This is a genomic window from Vibrio cionasavignyae (genome assembly GCF_050337155.1).
Classification (GTDB): domain Bacteria; phylum Pseudomonadota; class Gammaproteobacteria; order Enterobacterales; family Vibrionaceae; genus Vibrio; species Vibrio nomapromontoriensis.
Genome location: NZ_JAKJSR010000012.1, coordinates 240966 through 258140 on the forward strand (window position 1 = coordinate 240966; position 17175 = coordinate 258140).

Annotated in this window: 16 protein-coding genes; 11 read left to right on the plus strand and 5 right to left on the minus strand. The window is 44.1% G+C overall.

What is annotated here, in order from left to right:
* The first annotated feature begins 4 nt into the window (after nt 1–4).
* The 9 genes from hisD (at nt 5) to L4D74_RS08980 (ending at nt 8628) form a co-directional block, all read left to right on the plus strand.
* Nucleotides 5–1303 (plus strand): histidinol dehydrogenase, encoded by a 1299-nt coding sequence (gene hisD / locus L4D74_RS08940; protein ID WP_428751782.1) that lies wholly within the window; start codon nt 5–7, stop codon nt 1301–1303.
* Nucleotides 1303–2355, plus strand: coding sequence for a histidinol-phosphate transaminase (hisC, locus tag L4D74_RS08945; RefSeq protein ID WP_428751783.1), 1053 nt, complete (start codon nt 1303–1305; stop codon nt 2353–2355). Before hisD ends, hisC begins: the two co-directional genes overlap by 1 nt.
* 27 nt (nt 2356–2382) lie before the next feature.
* Entirely contained in the window at nt 2383–3456 is a 1074-nt protein-coding gene (gene hisB, locus L4D74_RS08950; protein ID WP_428751784.1) for a bifunctional histidinol-phosphatase/imidazoleglycerol-phosphate dehydratase HisB, read from the plus strand.
* Nucleotides 3456–4079, plus strand: a complete 624-nt coding sequence (hisH, locus tag L4D74_RS08955) for an imidazole glycerol phosphate synthase subunit HisH (RefSeq protein ID WP_428751785.1) — start codon at nt 3456–3458, stop codon at nt 4077–4079. Before hisB ends, hisH begins: the two co-directional genes overlap by 1 nt.
* 128 nt (nt 4080–4207) lie before the next feature.
* The gene (hisA, locus tag L4D74_RS08960; protein ID WP_428751786.1) at nt 4208–4948 is read left to right on the plus strand and encodes a 1-(5-phosphoribosyl)-5-[(5-phosphoribosylamino)methylideneamino]imidazole-4-carboxamide isomerase; all 741 of its coding nucleotides are present in this window, start codon (nt 4208–4210) and stop codon (nt 4946–4948) included.
* A 485-nt stretch (nt 4949–5433) separates the two neighbouring features.
* Entirely contained in the window at nt 5434–6204 is a 771-nt protein-coding gene (locus L4D74_RS08965) for an ABC transporter ATP-binding protein (RefSeq protein WP_428751787.1), read from the plus strand.
* 110 nt (nt 6205–6314) lie between these two features.
* Nucleotides 6315–7085: an ABC transporter substrate-binding protein gene (locus tag L4D74_RS08970; RefSeq protein WP_265673430.1), complete on the plus strand. Its 771-nt coding sequence runs from the start codon at nt 6315–6317 to the stop codon at nt 7083–7085.
* A 122-nt stretch (nt 7086–7207) separates the two neighbouring features.
* On the plus strand, nt 7208–7948 hold the full coding sequence (locus L4D74_RS08975) for an ABC transporter permease (RefSeq protein WP_265673431.1): 741 nt from the start codon (nt 7208–7210) through the stop codon (nt 7946–7948).
* 2 nt (nt 7949–7950) lie between these two features.
* Nucleotides 7951–8628 carry an ABC transporter permease gene (locus L4D74_RS08980; RefSeq protein WP_428751788.1) on the plus strand — a complete coding sequence of 226 codons (678 nt, stop codon included), beginning with the start codon at nt 7951–7953 and terminating at the stop codon, nt 8626–8628.
* Between the two features lie 140 nt (nt 8629–8768).
* Here the strand turns inward: L4D74_RS08980 and xthA are convergent, their stop codons facing one another.
* Nucleotides 8769–9575: an exodeoxyribonuclease III gene (gene xthA / locus L4D74_RS08985; RefSeq protein WP_428751789.1), complete on the minus strand. Its 807-nt coding sequence runs from the start codon at nt 9573–9575 to the stop codon at nt 8769–8771.
* Nucleotides 9576–9755: 180 nt separating this feature from the next.
* Here xthA and L4D74_RS08990 point away from each other — a divergent pair, with 180 nt between their 5' ends.
* Nucleotides 9756–11873 (plus strand): methyl-accepting chemotaxis protein, encoded by a 2118-nt coding sequence (locus L4D74_RS08990; RefSeq protein ID WP_428751790.1) that lies wholly within the window; start codon nt 9756–9758, stop codon nt 11871–11873.
* A gap of 98 nt (nt 11874–11971) precedes the next feature.
* On the opposite strand, the gene rsmS is transcribed toward L4D74_RS08990, so the two are convergent.
* The 4 genes from rsmS to dinG all read right to left on the minus strand — a co-directional run bounded on the left by rsmS (nt 11972) and on the right by dinG (nt 15583).
* Complete coding sequence (gene rsmS, locus L4D74_RS08995) at nt 11972–12136, minus strand: pleiotropic regulatory protein RsmS (RefSeq protein ID WP_428751791.1); 165 nt, start codon at nt 12134–12136, stop codon at nt 11972–11974.
* Complete coding sequence (locus L4D74_RS09000) at nt 12136–12645, minus strand: primosomal replication protein (protein WP_428751792.1); 510 nt, start codon at nt 12643–12645, stop codon at nt 12136–12138. The genes rsmS and L4D74_RS09000 overlap by 1 nt, the downstream gene beginning before the upstream one ends.
* 62 nt (nt 12646–12707) lie before the next feature.
* The gene (locus tag L4D74_RS09005) at nt 12708–13478 is read right to left on the minus strand and encodes a TSUP family transporter (protein WP_428751793.1); all 771 of its coding nucleotides are present in this window, start codon (nt 13476–13478) and stop codon (nt 12708–12710) included.
* 14 nt (nt 13479–13492) lie between these two features.
* Nucleotides 13493–15583: an ATP-dependent DNA helicase DinG gene (dinG, locus tag L4D74_RS09010; RefSeq protein WP_428751794.1), complete on the minus strand. Its 2091-nt coding sequence runs from the start codon at nt 15581–15583 to the stop codon at nt 13493–13495.
* Nucleotides 15584–16117: 534 nt separating this feature from the next.
* Here dinG and L4D74_RS09015 point away from each other — a divergent pair.
* Nucleotides 16118–17158 carry a porin gene (locus tag L4D74_RS09015; protein ID WP_428751795.1) on the plus strand — a complete coding sequence of 347 codons (1041 nt, stop codon included), beginning with the start codon at nt 16118–16120 and terminating at the stop codon, nt 17156–17158.
* Nucleotides 17159–17175 lie beyond the last annotated feature (17 nt).

Here is a 17175-nt window from a genome sequence, read left to right on the forward strand (position 1 = left end):
GACTATGAGAACCGTTGTATGGCGCTCACTGAGCCAATCCCAACAGGAATCAATTTTGGAGCGACCAGCTATTGCTGACGGAGTGAGTATTACTGCTGCAGTCTCTTCAGTGATTGATCAGGTGCGTCAAGGCGGCGATAGTGCTGTATTAGCGCTGACCGAAAAGTTTGATAAGGTTTGTCCCGACTCCATTCGAGTGTCTAGTGACGAGATTGACGCCGCCTCAGATCGTCTTTCTGCGAACATGAAGCAAGCTCTAGAGCAAGCGTATGCCAATATTTCGACCTTTCATAAAGCGCAAAAGCCGCAATCACTGAAGGTTGAAACGCAACCAGGCGTGGTTTGTGAGCAAGTGACGCGCCCAATTAATAAAGTGGGCTTGTATATTCCTGGGGGGAGCGCACCACTGCCTTCAACGGTATTGATGTTAGGCGTGCCAGCACAAATAGCGGGATGCCGGAAGGTCGTATTGTGTTCGCCTCCTCCTATTGCGGATGAAATCTTATATGTGGCAAAGCTATGTAAGATTGACGAAGTTTATAATGTCGGCGGTGGTCAGGCTGTGGCGGCAATGGCCTATGGGACAGAAACGGTAGCCAAAGTGGATAAGATCTTTGGTCCAGGCAATGCCTATGTCACAGAGGCGAAGCGTCAGGTTAGTAACGATTTTCGTGGTGCGGCAATTGATATGCCAGCGGGTCCTTCTGAAGTGCTGGTTATTGCCGATGATAGTGCCGACCCAGAATTCATCGCAGCAGATCTGTTGAGTCAAGCGGAGCATGGTCCAGATTCTCAGGTTGTTTTGGTGACACCGTCAGCGGTATTAGCAGATCAAGTCACAGAAGCAGTACGTAACCAACTAAAAGCACTGTCGCGTGCAGAAATTGCAGAGAAAGCATTAGGGTCGAGCTTGGTGATTATTGCTGACTCTTTAACTCAGTGTGTTTCCATTTCGAATTATTACGGACCAGAGCACCTTATTGTTCAAACGAAGAACCCGCGTGAACTGTTATCACTGCTCGACAACGCAGGCTCGATATTTTTAGGTGATTGGTCGCCAGAGTCCGTCGGTGACTATGCTTCAGGGACGAACCATGTATTGCCAACCTACGGTTATACAAGAACGCACTCGAGCTTGGGTTTAGCCGACTTTTCTAAGCGCATGACAGTACAAGAGCTTTCAAAAGAGGGGCTACAGTTACTCGCGCCAACTGTCGTGACAATGGCAGAAGCGGAAGGGTTAGATGCGCACAAGCGAGCAGTCACAATCCGTGTAGAAAAGCTGATGCAGGAGCAGAAGTGATGGAAAAATTAGCTCGTAAACAAGTTCAGGCTCTTACCCCTTATATGTCGGCAAGACGAATTGGTGGCAGTGGCGACATTTGGTTGAATGCCAATGAATCACCATTTGATAATGAATATAAAACAGATTTTGCTCGTCTTAATCGGTATAGCGAATGCCAACCTAAAGCGTTAATAGAAGCTTACGCCTCTTATGCGGGTGTTGAGGCAAGTCAGACTCTTACTTCACGTGGTGCCGACGAAGGTATTGAGTTGTTGATTCGCGCTTTCTGTGAACCAGGTAAAGACAGTATTTTGTATTGTCCGCCGACCTATGGAATGTATGCCATTAGCGCAGAAACCATTGGTGTTGAGAGAAAGGTTGTACCATTGACGGATGATTGGCAGCTTGATCTTCCTGCGATCGAAGCAAATTTGGACGCAGTAAAATTGGTGTTCGTTTGCAGCCCTAATAATCCGACGGGCAACTTAGTTAATCGTGACGATATTATCGCCTTGCTCGAAATGACCAAAGATAAAGCGATCGTCGTTATGGATGAAGCTTATATCGACTTTTGTCCAGAGGCATCAACGGTCGATTTACTCGCAGACTATTCCAATCTGGCGATTTTACGTACGCTATCTAAGGCGTTCGCACTTGCGGGGTTACGCTGCGGCTTTACCTTAGCAAATGAATCTCTCATTAATGTACTACTTAAGGTTATTGCTCCGTATCCAGTGCCTGTTCCTGTTGCTGATATTGCGATTCAAGCGTTATCAGAACATGGCTTGGCTCGTACTAAATATCAAGTATTGGATCTCAATGCCAACCGTGCGTATTTGCAGGCGGGTTTATCACTCTTGCCGGGGGTCGTGGTTCATGAAGGGTGGGGGAACTACCTTCTAGTTGAATTTACCGATGGTGATGAGCTTTTTAAAGCCACTTGGGACAACGGTATTATTTTACGTAATTCACCAATTGAAAACTGTGTACGTATCAGTGTTGGTAATCGTGAAGAGTGCGAAAAAACGTTGGCATTTATCCGCAATCAAATTAATCAAAGCGCTGCCTAACAGAGCATACTGACAAGGAATTTTATAGTGAGCAATCAACAAAAAATCTTATTTATCGACCGCGATGGCACGCTGATTGTCGAGCCGCCCGTTGATTTTCAAGTCGATCGTTTGGATAAGCTGAAATTAGAACCGTATGTCATCCCAAGCTTGTTGGCATTACAAAATGCAGGTTACCGACTTGTCATGGTGACCAATCAGGACGGATTGGGTACCGATAGTTATCCTCAAGCTGATTTTGATGCGCCGCAAGATATGATGATGGAAATCTTTGAGTCGCAAGGTGTCATGTTTGACGATGTGCTTATTTGTCCGCACTTTGATGAAGATAACTGTTCATGTCGTAAGCCTAAACTGGGCATGGTGAAAGAGTATTTACAAAGTGGCAAAGTGGACTTTAAAACATCGGTTGTTATAGGTGACCGAGAGACAGATTTGCAGCTTGCCGAAAATATGGCAATTCGTGGTATTCAATATCATCCGAAAACGATGGGTTGGAGAGATATTCTCAAAGATCTCACCGTTAATGCTCGTACTGCAGAAGTCATAAGAACGACAAAAGAAACCGACATTAAGGTGTTAGTTAACCTTGATGAATCGGGCGGTAACGAGATCTCTACTGGAATGGGTTTCTTCGATCATATGTTGGATCAAATTGCCACACACGGCGGTTTTCAAATGAAAATTGATGTGAAAGGTGATCTACATATCGATGATCATCATACGATTGAAGATACGGCGTTGGCACTAGGGCAGGCACTAAAAGAAGCGTTAGGTGATAAGCGTGGTATTGGTCGGTTCGGATTTAGTTTACCGATGGATGAATGTTTAGCGCAATGTGGATTAGATTTGTCTGGACGTCCATACCTGAAATTTGAAGCGGAATTTTCCCGCGAACAAGTTGGCGATTTATCTACTGAGATGGTTGTGCACTTCTTCCGTTCGCTAACGGATACTCTAGCGTGTACGCTGCACCTTTCGTCATCAGGCCACAATGATCACCACATTATTGAGAGCCTTTTCAAAGCATTTGGTCGAACCTTGCGTCAGGCGATTAAAGTGGAAGGTACAGAGCTCCCGAGCAGTAAAGGAGTGTTGTAATGGCTAAAGCAGAACAAAAAGTCGTTATTATTGATACTGGCTGCGCCAATGTATCTTCAGTTAAGTTTGCTATTGAGCGCCTTGGTTATCAGGTCACAATATCAAAAGATGCGGATATCGTTCTTGCCGCCGATAAACTGTTTTTACCCGGTGTCGGCACGGCGAGCGAGGCGATGAAAAACCTCGAAGAACGGGATCTTATTGAACTTGTGAAAAAGGTCGAGCAGCCACTGCTTGGAATTTGTCTGGGCATGCAGTTGTTGGGAAAACTGTCACAAGAGAAGGGACAAAAAGCGGATGAAATAGTCGACTGTCTTGGGTTTTGCTCTGGTGAAGTTAAAAAACTAGAAACTGGCGACTTACCATTGCCACATATGGGCTGGAATACCGTGAAGGCTGATGAAGGAAACCCTTTGTTTTCGGGTATTGAAGACTCGGAGTATTTCTACTTTGTTCACAGCTTCGGTATGCCGGTGGGTGACTACACAATTGCGCAATGTGATTATGGTTTCCCTTTTAGTGCTGCAATCCAAAGTGGCAACTATTATGGTGTGCAATTTCACCCCGAGCGCTCGTCTAAAGCTGGGTCAAAACTAATCCAGAATTTTCTTGAGTTGGTATAAGGCGTTTATTCTTCATAAGAAAGCCAACTTATCAGCATTGCTATGGTGTGTTGATAGGCAGCGAAAAGAGCGCTATTTAAGATTAGTTAGAAACTATTAGTTAAAAAATTAGTGAAAGGGACTTAACAGTGATAATTCCAGCACTCGATTTAATCGAAGGACAAGTCGTTAGACTTTATCAAGGCGACTATGGTCAAGTAACCGAGTATAAGGTTGATCCTGCGCAGCAGTTCAATCTCTATCATCAAGCAGGAGCAGACTGGCTGCACCTTGTTGATCTTACTGGTGCAAAAGATACCACGGCACGCCAATTGGATTTAATCGCGACCTTACTCGCGAGTACGCCTGCCCATATTCAGATTGGCGGAGGGGTTCGTAGTGAGCAAGACGTGGTTGATCTATTAGAAGCTGGGGCTCAGCGTGTTGTCGTTGGTTCGACTGCGGTCAAGGAGCCTGAACTTGTGAAAGGATGGATGGAAAAATATGGACCTGAAAAAATCGTCCTTGCTCTTGATATTAACATTGATGCTAACGGAATCAGAAATGTCGCTATTTCAGGCTGGCAAGAAGATTCTGGCGTGACCATCGAAGCGCTTATTGATGATTACCTAACGGTTGGTTTAACTCATGTGTTATGTACAGATATTTCACGTGACGGGACGCTAAAAGGTAGCAATGTAGAGCTTTATGTCGATTTATGTCAGCAATACCCGCAGGTCCAGTTTCAATCATCAGGTGGCATTGGTAGCTTAGATGATATTGCCGCTTTGAAAGGCAGTGGTGTTTCTGGAGTTATTGTTGGGCGAGCACTGCTTGATGGCAAGTTTACTGCCGAGCAGGCATTTTCGTTGTGGAATACGCCTACGTAACGACAATAAGCCATTGACAACACACGTAACGAAAATAAAAACAGCACGCTAAGCGTGCTGTTTTTTTATGCTTCCTGGCTAGTTTCCATCAACAAATGGCCACTAAAATCACATTTCTATCAATAAACGAACGGGGCATAAGTTTCGCTAATGGTAAATAAGTTGGACTTATGTTCTGAATATTGGTGGTTTCTATAGGCATAAGCTCTAATATCGAGTGGCTTTATGTAACATTTTGGAAATATATCAGATTGATTTTAATTATGAGTGGGAAGTGACTAGATTTGCATCTATTGGCTGCTATTATTCATAAAGGCGAGGTTAAAGCACTTTAACATGCATATTTTCTCAGTTATAATCTCTGAATTAGCGAGTATATTAGGTTAATAATTTGTTGCAAACGGCACTTTGTAGTGCTAGCTTGTATCGAATATCAAAAGGTCGGAGTACCTTCGCAGTCAATAAAATACAGGGAGCACAAGCGCATGAATGATGTACCAGCGCTGGACATAAAAGAACTGCACAAGACATTTGGTCAAAATGAAGTTTTAAAGGGAATTTCCCTTACCGCTCATAAAGGTGATGTCATTTCAATAATTGGCTCATCAGGTTCTGGAAAAAGTACATTTCTTCGCTGCATTAACCTTCTAGAAACCCCTACTCAGGGAGAGATCTGGGTAAATGGTGAATTGATCCAGATGAAAAACAACCGCTCTGGTGAAGCCGTTCCTGTCAACGAAAAGCAAGTACAACGTATTCGCTCGCGCTTAGCGATGGTATTTCAAGGATTCAATCTGTGGTCTCACATGACAGTGCTAGAGAACGTCATCGAAGCACCTATTCATGTACTGGGTGTCCCTAAAGCTCAAGCTATTGAAAACGCAGAACTACTTCTGAAAAAAGTCGGTCTTTACGAACGCAAGGATTACTATCCGGGTCATCTATCTGGTGGTCAACAACAACGAGCAGCCATTGCGCGTGCACTTGCTGTTGAACCTGAAGTCATGCTATTTGATGAGCCGACTTCTGCACTGGATCCCGAGCTTGTTGGAGAAGTTCTAGGTGTGATGCGTGATCTAGCTGAAGAAGGGCGAACAATGCTAGTGGTAACACATGAAATGGCGTTTGCACGTGATGTGTCTAACCACGTCATGTTTCTTCATCAAGGGCTGGTGGAAGAGCAGGGCGATCCTGCGCAGCTATTTACTACGCCAAAATCAGAACGTTTAAAGCAATTTATCTCTTCGATATATTAATTTGAGAGCATCTCTATTTTGAGTGCCGCTCAAAATAACGATAAAAAGCAACACAACACAAAAACAAAATAATGTAAGTTAGAAATAATGTAAATCACAGGAGTATGGAAATGAAAAAGTGGTTATTAGCAGCAGCGATTGTTGCAACAGCAGCAACTGGGGTAGCGCAAGCAAAGGAATGGAAAACAGTGCGTTTTGGCATTGAAGGTGCGTACCCTCCGTTTAGCTGGACAGAAGCTGATGGGTCATTAAAAGGTTTTGACGTTGACATGGCTAATGCGCTTTGTGAAGAGTTGAAAGCAAAATGTGTCATCGTACCTCAAGATTGGGATGGCATTATTCCTTCACTATTGGCTCGTAAATATGACGCTATCATTGCCGCGATGTCGATTACTGAAGAACGCAAAAAGAAAATCGATTTCACTGGTAAATACGCACTGATTCCGAACAAGTTTATTGCTAAGAAAGGCGCTGGTATTGATTTTGAAAATCTAAATGGCGTTAAAATTGGCGTACAACGTGCAACCACCCATGACAAATATCTAACGGACAACTTCGGCGATAGCGTTGAAATTGTACGTTATGGCTCATTCGATGAAGCTTATCTTGATTTAGGTAATGGTCGTATTGCCGCTGTACTTGGTGATGCGTCAGCATTGGAAGATGGCGTACTTAAGAAAGAAGGCGGAGAAGCTTACGAATTCGTTGGTCCTTCTTTAACTGATCCAAAATGGTTTGGTGACGGCTTTGGTATCGCAGTACGTAAACAAGATAAAGATCTGACCAAGCAATTGGATGCGGCAATCCTGTCATTACGTGAGAAAGGTATTTACCAAGATATCGCCGCAAAATACTTTAACTACGACGTATACGGTGAGTAAATTACTCATTTAATTACGCTTTGATAAGGCTTGAGTATTATCTCAAGCCTTTTTACCAAATAAGGCTCGATAACGTATTTGGTAAGTTTATCAATATTTAAGTTTCGCTGTTGGAAGAAGCTATGCTCGATTTACAAGGATATGAAGCCTCAATTTTAAAAGGGGCGGTGTTGACGATAGAAGTAGCGGTACTGTCGCTCATTCTTGCCATGCTTTTGGGCATGTTAGGTGCGTTGGCTAAACTTGCTCCTTACCGTTGGGCACGTGCGATAGCCACGCTATATACAACCGTTATTCGCGGCATCCCAGATCTGGTGCTAATGATGTTGATCTTCTTTGGCGGGCAGATCCTACTCAATAATAGCCTGTATGCGGCCAATGAATGGCTCAATAACTGGTTTACATCTAGTGATCCTAATCACGAGTGGACGTCTTATTTACCTGATTATATTGATGTTTCGCCATTCATTGCCGGTGTTCTTACCATAGGCTTTATCTTTGGCGCATATATGGCGGAGACCTTTCGAGGTGCAATTATGGCCGTTGATAAAGGTGAGATGGAAGCGGCGAAAGCTTACGGCATGAGTGGACCAATGGCGTTTCGACGCATTTTACTACCGCAAATGATCCGACATGCATTGCCCGGCTTTGGTAACAACTGGCTAGTATTATTGAAAACAACAGCGCTTGTTTCCATCATTGGTTTGGAAGACATGGTGCGTGTGAGTTCGTTAGCGGCAGGCTCTACTAAGATGCCATTTACGTTTTACATGACGGTTGCCTTAATCTTTTTGTTTTTTACCGCAGTATCGACAGGCTTTCTCAAGCTGGTTGAGCGCAAATTCAGTATTCATACGAGGTAGATATGGACTTTTCTATCATTATCGACAGTTTCCCTGTTTACCTTGACGGACTATGGACGACGGCATGGCTGGTTTCACTAGCATTAGTCATTGGCCTGTGTGTTGCCATCCCGTTGGCGATTGCTCGCAATAGTAGTAACTATTTCGCGGTAGCACCTTCGTGGGCATTTATCTATTTTTTTCGTGGTACACCATTATTAGTTCAGCTGTATCTCATTTACTATGGTATGGACCAGTTTTTCCCAGTTAAAGGCACCTTATGGGAGAATGCATGGTTTTGTGCACTTGTCGCATTCGTTTTAAATACCTCGGCATATACTGCGGAGATCATTCGTGGTGCCATTAATGGCTTGCCAAAAGGTGAGGTTGAAGCGGCAAAGGCCTATGGAATGGGATATTGGAAAACCTATCGTCGAATCATTTTGCCAAGTGCGCTACGTCGAGCGCTTCCTGCTTATAGTAACGAAGTGATCTTCATGTTACATGGTTCTGCCGTAGCAGGGATTGTCACTATTATGGACCTTACAGGCGCTGCAAGGTTGGTGAACGCTCGCTATTATGCGCCATTTGAGTCATTTTTAGCGGCCGGTTTATTTTATATGGCGCTAACGTTTATTATTCTTTGGGTATTTAAAAACGCCGAAAAACGTTTCCTCGCCTATTTACGACCATTAAGCTAAGTAATGGAAGCAGATAATAAATAATAAGTAACAGATAAAAAAGCGCCGCGGTTGAACATCGCAGCGCTTTTTTGTTGTTGGTACATGTATTGCGAATAAAGACTGTCTAGCCTTCTATAACCAACGAGTAGAGCCACTTCTTACTTAAACGTCGACCAAATAGGCGCATGATCAGAAGGTTTCTCAATGCCACGTAGTTCGTAGTCAATACCCGCTTCGACACATCGAGCTGAGAGCGATGGTGTGGCGAGAACAACATCAATACGCAGCCCGCGGTTATCTACAAATCCTTTTGAACGATAGTCAAACCATGAAAATTGATCATCAACATTAGGGTGTAGTTGACGAAAAGTGTCAACAAAACCCCAGTCAAGCAGGCGCTTTAGCCACTCTCGTTCTTCTGGTTGAAATGAGCATTTGCCAGTTTTGAGCCAGCGTTTTTGGTTAGGTGCGCCGATGCCAATATCTAAGTCAATTGGGCTGATATTAATATCGCCCATAATGATGACATCGTCTTCAGCAGTATGGTGATCATCTAAGTAAGTCATTAAATCGTTATAAAACGCCCGTTTATACGGGAATTTAGTTTCATGGGCGATGTTGTCACCCTGAGGGAAGTAACCGTTTAGCACTGTCACTTTTTTGCCGTTATCATTATCAAACGTCGCCATGATCATGCGTTTTTGGTGATCATCATTATCTGTAGGAAACCCGTACTGCACAGAGGTTGGCTTTTGTTTACACAGCATGGCGACGCCATAGTGCGCTTTTTGACCATGAAAATAGACGTGATAACCCATGGCTTCGACGTCTTCAATAGGAAAGGCATCATTGTGTACTTTGATTTCTTGTAGCCCGATGACATCGGGTTGGTGTTTATCAATGACGGCTTGCAACTGATGCAATCTAGCTCTGAGTCCATTGATGTTAAAACTGATGACTTTCATTGGAGATGGTCCTGTATTTTGTCCGATCCGATAACAGAAATATTAGCATTGTCATAGAGATGGGTATACTTCAAATTATTGAGTTAAAAGTGTAATAATGTTGTAATAAAAAGCTCAATAAAAAGGATGTTCTGTCGATAACATGCCTATATGGATAACCGTTTGCGAAAAGGATGTATTATGCGAACTCTCTCCGTTCAGTGGAAAATTACGATTTTAGCCGGCTGCTGTTTATTATTTACCTCTTTAGCGCTGATTAGTTTTTCGCTTTACAACGCCACCAATAATCAACAAGCCACTCAGAAGCTTAGTTCCCAATCCGTAGTGGAGAAGTCGGAGGCGCTATTAGAAGCGCGTGCCGAAATCAATGCGAGAGAAGTAAAAGATTATTTCAGCGAAGCTATTTTTCGGGCTGAGATGCTTATTTCCAACGCGATATTTCAAAAATCTAACGCGGAAGAAAACTTTGTACCGAGTGAAGACTTACGCACCGCGTTAGATGAAATGCTTCGCCAAGCTGTTATTCAGTTTCCTTCAATCGAAGGGGCTTACTTAGTATTTAAACCTAATCTGCTTGATGGCGAAGACTCGAATTATGAAGGAGCAGATTATGTCGGCTCCAATGATCGCGGTCAGTTTGCCACTTATTGGAAAATTGCAGAGACTGGTGAAAATGCCAACCGTCATGTGTTGAGTCAGGCTGATTTAGATAACTTTGCAGACGCTGAGCGATTTTATTGCCCGTTGGCGACAGAATCTGCTTGTGTAAGTACACCAAAGGCGACGCAGATAGCGGGCAGTACGCATCTGAGTTCGTCGTTATCGATACCGATTGAAGTTGATAATATGATTATTGGTTTTTTAGGTATTGACTTAGGTTTGACGCAACTGGCTCAGACCGTCACCCAATCGGATGCAAGTTTGTTTGGGGGCAGTGGTCAGGTCAATATTGTCAGCTTGGACGAATCGGTCATTGCCAGTGACAATGCTAATGTAAAAGCCGGCACGCCATTTGTCAGCTCAGTATTGTCAAACAATCAAGTGACAGATCTGATGTTTGGCGAAGAAGCGGTTATTCAGTGGAGTGCTAATGGTGAGTGGTTAACAGTATTCAACCCGATTTCTATTGCAAATCAGACTTGGGGCGTGTTTTTTGATATGCCAAGAAGTTCGGTATTAAGCGATGCCATTCGTCTTGATCAAACACTGTCATCTCAACTTGAAGAAGGGATCGTTAGTGAAATCTTAGTCGGTGTAGGGTTTGTATTCATTGGTCTTGTGATCATTGGGGTTATGTCTCATAGCCTAGTAAAACCCATTCGCGAAGTTGTGTCGAGGTTAGAGGATATTGCCACCGGTGAAGGGGACTTAACTCAGCGACTAGACGTGAAGTCTGAAGACGAAATAGGCCAACTTGCCACGCAGTTTAATGCCTTTTTAGAGAAGCTACAGTCAACCATTTCTCAGGTTGCCACGACGTCGAAACAAGTCATTGAAACGGCGGAGCAGGCTAAGTCGACGGCAGCGTCTAGTCGAGTGAGCTGTGATGCGCAGTTTAGAGAGGTGGATCTCGTCGCCACGGCGTCAGAAGAGATGACACAAACGGCGTCGTTAGTGGTACAAAATGCGGAAACGGCAGTACAAGCAGCTGCCTCCGCTAATGATTCAGCTAGCCAAGGTCAAGAAGTGGCCGAGTTGTCTGCCGCCGAGATGGTACGATTGGTTGAACAAATGAAAGCGACGGTACCAGTTGTTGAAGAGTTGGCTCAGAACAATGCCAATATTACCGCTATTTTGGTGGTCATTGAGGGAATTTCCGAGCAAACCAACCTACTCGCACTTAATGCTGCTATAGAGGCGGCGCGTGCGGGTGAGCAGGGTAGGGGCTTTGCTGTGGTTGCTGATGAAGTGCGCAGTTTAGCGAGCCGCACACATGACTCGGTAGGTGAGATCCGCGAAGTGATCGAGCGTGTACAAACGGGCACTAAAGATGTGGTTAACGCGATTCAGCAAGGATCGCACCTCGCCGATTCTACCGCCACGCATGTGCAACAAGCGGTGACATCATTGAGTAAGATCTTTGAGTCTATTTCAGCGATCAACGACATGAACTCACAAATCGTCAAGGCCGCTGAAGAGCAGCAGTCAGTCTCGACCGAAGTGAATCAAAACGTGACGAATATACGCGATCTTAGTGCGAAGATCTTAGAACAAGCGAGTGAGTCTGAAAATGTTGGCAACGATATTTATGAATTGTCATCGCAGCAGCAGGCGTTGATGAAGCAATTTAAAGTGTAGCGGCGATAAGCACAGCGGCTGAAAGTGGAGAAAGATAGGTGGGGCAAACAAGCGATACCTATCTTTTTTATTTTGAATCGGCTAATAATAAGTAAGGATTATGATTGGCCTTGTTCGATCTGTCGTAGTAAATCCGCTCGTACCATATCGATTGCTTTAAGTGCAACTTCCGGGGAGATGTCATTGCTTTCTAGCAAATAAATGAGATCGACGGCCAGTTTAACGTCTTCTGGTGCATTTTCTAAACTTTGATTTGTTGCCATTATAGAAACTTCTCACTTTCATTAATTTGATGTTCGATGTTGAGTAAAGCCGCTCGACAACGTTGCAAGCGCTGCTCGGCGATTTGCCATTCATTCTCAAGCGTCTCCTTATTTCCCCCAGAACCTAACAGACTCTCTTTATGCCTGACGAGTGCACATAAACGGGCTTCCCATTCTTGGTGCTGGCGTAATTGGCTGTGAAGGTCGTTAGACTCCTGCGGGCTAGTAGCATTGGGCTGAGCAAATGGGGCAAGGGCTCTTTCCAACGCTTCGAGTTGAGCCACTAAGCGATCCGCTAAGTACTGCGCTTTAGTCAGAGAAATAGTATTCGACGAAAGTTGCCTTAGGTTATCTTTTGCTTCGTGCACGCAAGGTGAAAGAAAACGAGAGGATGCATTAAAGAGTTGATCATCAAATAACACCGTTACGCTCTTTTTGCGTTCAGCGTCATAGGCAGCGGCTGATTGGCGAAGCTTTTCTAGACGAGTATGCAGATCCGCGAGTTTCATCTTTTTTTCTCAGTGGTCAATCGCATAGTAATTATAGAATGATTTGTATTGGAACGGACGCTTTAAAACCACGCGTCATAGGCCAGTTTAATGGCAAGAACACTGACCACGGTGACAAAAATCGGTCGAATGAACTTGCCACCAAATTTTATCGCGGAATGGGCACCAATGTAAGCTCCCGCCATAAGGCAGACACCCATGGTAAGTCCTAGTACCCAGTTAATGTGTCCTAAGAAAGCAAACGTCACTAAAGAGGTAAAGTTGCTGGTGAAGTTCATCGCTTTTGCCAATCCAGAGGCGAGTAGAATATTTAGCCGATATAAAGCCATTGAACTTACCGTCCAAAACGCGCCAGTTCCAGGGCCAGCAACACCGTCATAGAAGCCAAGTGACAAACCTTGCAGGTATTGCTTACGGTTGAATTTAGGGCAGCCTTTATTGACACCATTGCCGTCGGCACTTGGTGATTTATGAAAAACGGTGTAAAGCGCTGCGGCAAGAATAACGAGAGGCAATACTTTTTCTAACCACTCTGTTGAAATCATATCCACGACAAACGTACCCAAAGTAGCGCCAATAAGTGTGGCTATAAATGCTCTTTTCCAGCACTTTGGATTAAACAGTCGCTTACGATAGTATGTAAATGCCGCCGTGGATGAGGCAAAGGTCGCCGCCAATTTATTGGTGCCAAGGGCAATATGAGGAGGTAGCCCAAGAGAAAGTAAGGCGGGAACGGTGAGCATACCACCGCCGCCAGCGACCGCATCGATAAAGCCTGCCACAAATGCGACAAGCGCAAGCACCACAAGCATGCTTGGTTCAATAAATTCCATGGAGACCTGTCACCTTAGTATTCGATAGTTCTTTTAAATGGGGGTAGGGAATCGAGAAGTGACTTGCCATACCTTTTTGTTACGATGCGCCTGTCTAGAATGTACAAGGTACCGCAATCTCTTTCTTTACGTAATAGACGCCCTGCTGATTGTATCAGCTTTTTACTGGCCTCAGGAACTGTAATCTGTAGAAATGGATTGCCGCCTTTACGTTCTATATATTCTGCATGTGCTTGTTCAATCGGTGAAGTTGGTACCCCAAATGGTATTTTGGTAATAATGAGGTTCTCAAGTAACTCTCCGGGCAAATCCAACCCTTCGGAAAAGCTGCCGGTGCCAAAAAGCACACTGGTTTTACCGCATTGAGTCAGCGTTTTATGTTTATTTAGAATTTCTGTGCGTGATGATTCGCCTTGGATTTGCAGGTGCCAGCCTTTTAAGGCAAATTTTCCTTTAATGTCGTTCGCTACTTGGTTCATCTGCCAATAGGAAGAAAATAGCACCAGATTGCTCTTGCCATCGGCGATGTACTGCATCAATTTCTCTTTCAGCTCATCAGTAAACGGACTCGCTTGTGGTTCGTACTTCATTTTTGGCACGATAAGTTCCGCCTGATTGGCGTAATCAAAAGGGGATGCCAGTGCTAAGAACTGAACGCCGTCTTCTTCCTTTTGGCTAATGCCACTTTGGTGACAAAAGAAAGAAAAAGAATTTAGTGCTCGCATTGTTGCCGAGACTAACACCGCGCCAACGCAACGAGACCAAATTTGCTGGTCGAGCTGCCAACCCACTTCTAAAGGCGATACGCTAATAATATGGTCGCTATCGCGTTCTTTGCTTTGTTCAATCCAACGCGCAAGTGGCGCGCCTTTTTCTTTTTTAGGCTCACTCATAAGTCGCCATACGGCGGCAAGGTTTTCAAAACGCTGAATATAAAAGCCTAGCTCGGCGAGTGCAGGCTCGGCGAGTTTAGCGGCAATTTCGCCATCTTTAAGGCGTTCTGAAATCAAATCCGCAATTTTACCAGAGGCTTGTGAGCCTTTTTGAGTGATGGATTTTAGGTCTTTAGCTTGGGTTTCAAGCCACGTAGGCAGTTCGCCATCTTCAAATCGGCAATAACTTTCTTCAAAAGTTAGCGATGAACAGAAGGTGTTTACTTCACCCAATATTGGAATAAGTTGCTGAATGGAGTCTTGCAATTCATTGCGAAAACGACCAACGCGTTTTTCATCTGCCAGTCCAGAGAATTTCGATACGGCTTGGTTTAGTCGCTCTAACCAACTCACGGCCCCTTTTAATGTCGATGAGGCTGAAGCGTGGTCTCTGGCGACATGGGGTAAGTGGTGGGCTTCATCAAAGATATAAATGGTGTTTTCTGGTTCAGGCAAAATCACCCCGCCGCCCAGATCAGCGTCAGCCATGACTAAGCTATGGTTGGCAATAATGACATCATTTTTGTCCAGCTCTGAACGTGCTTTGGCAAAAGGGCACTGTCTGTGCGCAGGCAGCCCACTATTACAACTGTGCTTTTCACTGACAATGGTCTGCCAAATCGCATCATCAATAGGAGCGGGCCATGAATCGCGGTCACCATTCCATTTATTTTTCGACAGCTTCTCGTACATGTCGTGAAGTTGCTTAATATCACTTTTCTTGGGTTTGGACTCAAACATGGCAAGCTGACTGTTATTGGCATCTGCTTGGCCTGCACCGCATGCCACGGCTAATTTTTCTGCGCAGCAATAGCGCTGACGACCTTTAGCAATAATAAAAGAGAAGTTTTGGTCAGTAATACGCCGAAACAGAGGCAAGTCTTTATCAAGTAACTGCTCTTGCAGTGCCACCGTTGCAGTAGAGATGACTATTTTGCGATTGTTTTGTACCGCGATAGGAATCGCTGCCATCAAATAAGACAGACTTTTACCAATTCCTGTCCCTGCCTCTGCAACAATAATACGCGTCGACTTGTGATATTGACCAAGCAACGTCTTGGCAATTTCAGAAACAAGATAGTTTTGTGCGCGTCTAGGAACGAAGTTATCCAGTTGATGTTGCAGGTTTTGATAACTTTGGCGAATTGATGATTGTATTTTACTGGTTGTCATACTGTGATCCAAATTGCAGTGCGGCGATGATAGCACACTTCGATTGGTGACATTCAGAGATTCTCATCATCACTTTACGGTGATAGTTTTGATCAATGTCACAAAAACAGAGTGAACTTTCATAAAGCCATATATCTTTCAGTGGTCAAAAAATATAAAACCCCAAAAAAGACATTTGGTTGGTGTATTATTCTGATGGCAATGCGCTTAATTTGTCTGTATTGGAGCTTTTAGCTAATTGGTGTGCGGATTTTAGTGTAGGGGTTGCACGATATGAGTGCTTGTAAACTTTGCGCTGTATCACGTGCATCCTTGTAACTCATTGATTTATAGGTGTTTAGGGTAATTTACTTATTTGTTTTAGGGTGTTTGACATTATCTTATATCTTTTGCATTCTTGATTTCGAGATTTAACGACGCTGAAACGACTTAGGAACAAAAGGTTGTTGTTCTAAAAAATGATTTTGGCGCGATATATATTAAAAAAGGGAACCGAAAGGGAATTCCCATCTAATGAAAAGGCAGTGGATTATCATGAAAAAGACTCTAGTAGCTCTAGCAGTATTGGCAGCAGGTTCTGCGCAAGCAGGTATCGAAATTTATAACGAGAACAAAGTAACGGTTAACCTTAAGGGTGACATCGAAGTTGTTTACCTGAAAGGTGTTGAAGACGGTGCTTCAATGCACCAAGAAATCCAAGATGCGGATTTCGGTTTTGATACGCGTTATGCAATTAACGATGACCTACAATTTGGTGCGTACTGGGAATTTGACGGCGCAAACAGCAGCGTAACTAAAGGTACAAGCACAGCAGCTCACGCTGGTAACACATATGTAGCGCTTTACTCACAAGCTGCAGGTTCTCTTAAAGTTGGTCGTTTAGATACTATCCTTGATGATGCTGGTGTTGGTTCTGACTACCAGTTCGGTGTGAACTCTTTCTTCTCTAACGGCTCTCCTTTTGGCGGTGATGAAGCGATTCGTTACGACCTAGACAAAGGTATGTTCTACGGCGGTATCGCTTACAAGCAAGACAAAAACAAAAACAACGGCCTTGGCGCAGACGGCAACATGGTTGATGCGAAAGTTGGTGTACGTGTAGCTGATTTTGACTTCACAGGTTTTTACGGCCAAGCTGATTTTAAAGGCGCTAGTGCTAAGCCGGGTCTAGATAAAGAATCACTAATGGCAGTAGAAGCGCGTTTTGCTGGTGTTGAAAACCTAAACCTTGAGCTTGGCTACTACAGCATGAAGATGGATCCAACTGCAGGTGACTCAACAACAGATTCAACAATTGCATTTGCTGCAGACTATACATTTAACCAAATCGTATTTGCTGGTGGTGTAAGCCAATCTAACTACGACCAAGCTCAATCAGCGAGCTCAACAGATGCTTCTACGTACGACAAGCAAATTGGTTGGTTCGTAAACGCTGGCTACAAAGTAGCACCTGGCGCAACAGTTTATGCTGAAGTTGGTGGTAACGATGGTTACACAGATGTAGGTACTACAACTGCTCCAAACATTCAGAAAAACGGTACTGGATTCGCAGTTGGTGTTAAAGCTGAATTCTAATCTAGCTTTTAGCTAAA

What these genes read in the sequence shown, in the direction of transcription:
- hisD (WP_428751782.1), top strand. Translation starts at nt 5, where the DNA reads ATGAGAACCGTTGTATGGCGCTCACTGAGCCAATCCCAACAGGAATCA.
- hisC (WP_428751783.1), top strand. Translation starts at nt 1,303, where the DNA reads ATGGAAAAATTAGCTCGTAAACAAGTTCAGGCTCTTACCCCTTATATG.
- hisH (WP_428751785.1), top strand. Translation starts at nt 3,456, where the DNA reads ATGGCTAAAGCAGAACAAAAAGTCGTTATTATTGATACTGGCTGCGCC.
- L4D74_RS08965 (WP_428751787.1), top strand. Translation starts at nt 5,434, where the DNA reads ATGAATGATGTACCAGCGCTGGACATAAAAGAACTGCACAAGACATTT.
- L4D74_RS08970 (WP_265673430.1), top strand. Translation starts at nt 6,315, where the DNA reads ATGAAAAAGTGGTTATTAGCAGCAGCGATTGTTGCAACAGCAGCAACT.
- L4D74_RS08975 (WP_265673431.1), top strand. Translation starts at nt 7,208, where the DNA reads ATGCTCGATTTACAAGGATATGAAGCCTCAATTTTAAAAGGGGCGGTG.
- L4D74_RS08980 (WP_428751788.1), top strand. Translation starts at nt 7,951, where the DNA reads ATGGACTTTTCTATCATTATCGACAGTTTCCCTGTTTACCTTGACGGA.
- xthA (WP_428751789.1), bottom strand. Translation starts at nt 9,575, where the DNA reads ATGAAAGTCATCAGTTTTAACATCAATGGACTCAGAGCTAGATTGCAT.
- L4D74_RS08990 (WP_428751790.1), top strand. Translation starts at nt 9,756, where the DNA reads ATGCGAACTCTCTCCGTTCAGTGGAAAATTACGATTTTAGCCGGCTGC.
- rsmS (WP_428751791.1), bottom strand. Translation starts at nt 12,136, where the DNA reads ATGGCAACAAATCAAAGTTTAGAAAATGCACCAGAAGACGTTAAACTG.
- L4D74_RS09000 (WP_428751792.1), bottom strand. Translation starts at nt 12,645, where the DNA reads ATGAAACTCGCGGATCTGCATACTCGTCTAGAAAAGCTTCGCCAATCA.
- L4D74_RS09005 (WP_428751793.1), bottom strand. Translation starts at nt 13,478, where the DNA reads ATGGAATTTATTGAACCAAGCATGCTTGTGGTGCTTGCGCTTGTCGCA.
- dinG (WP_428751794.1), bottom strand. Translation starts at nt 15,583, where the DNA reads ATGACAACCAGTAAAATACAATCATCAATTCGCCAAAGTTATCAAAAC.
- L4D74_RS09015 (WP_428751795.1), top strand. Translation starts at nt 16,118, where the DNA reads ATGAAAAAGACTCTAGTAGCTCTAGCAGTATTGGCAGCAGGTTCTGCG.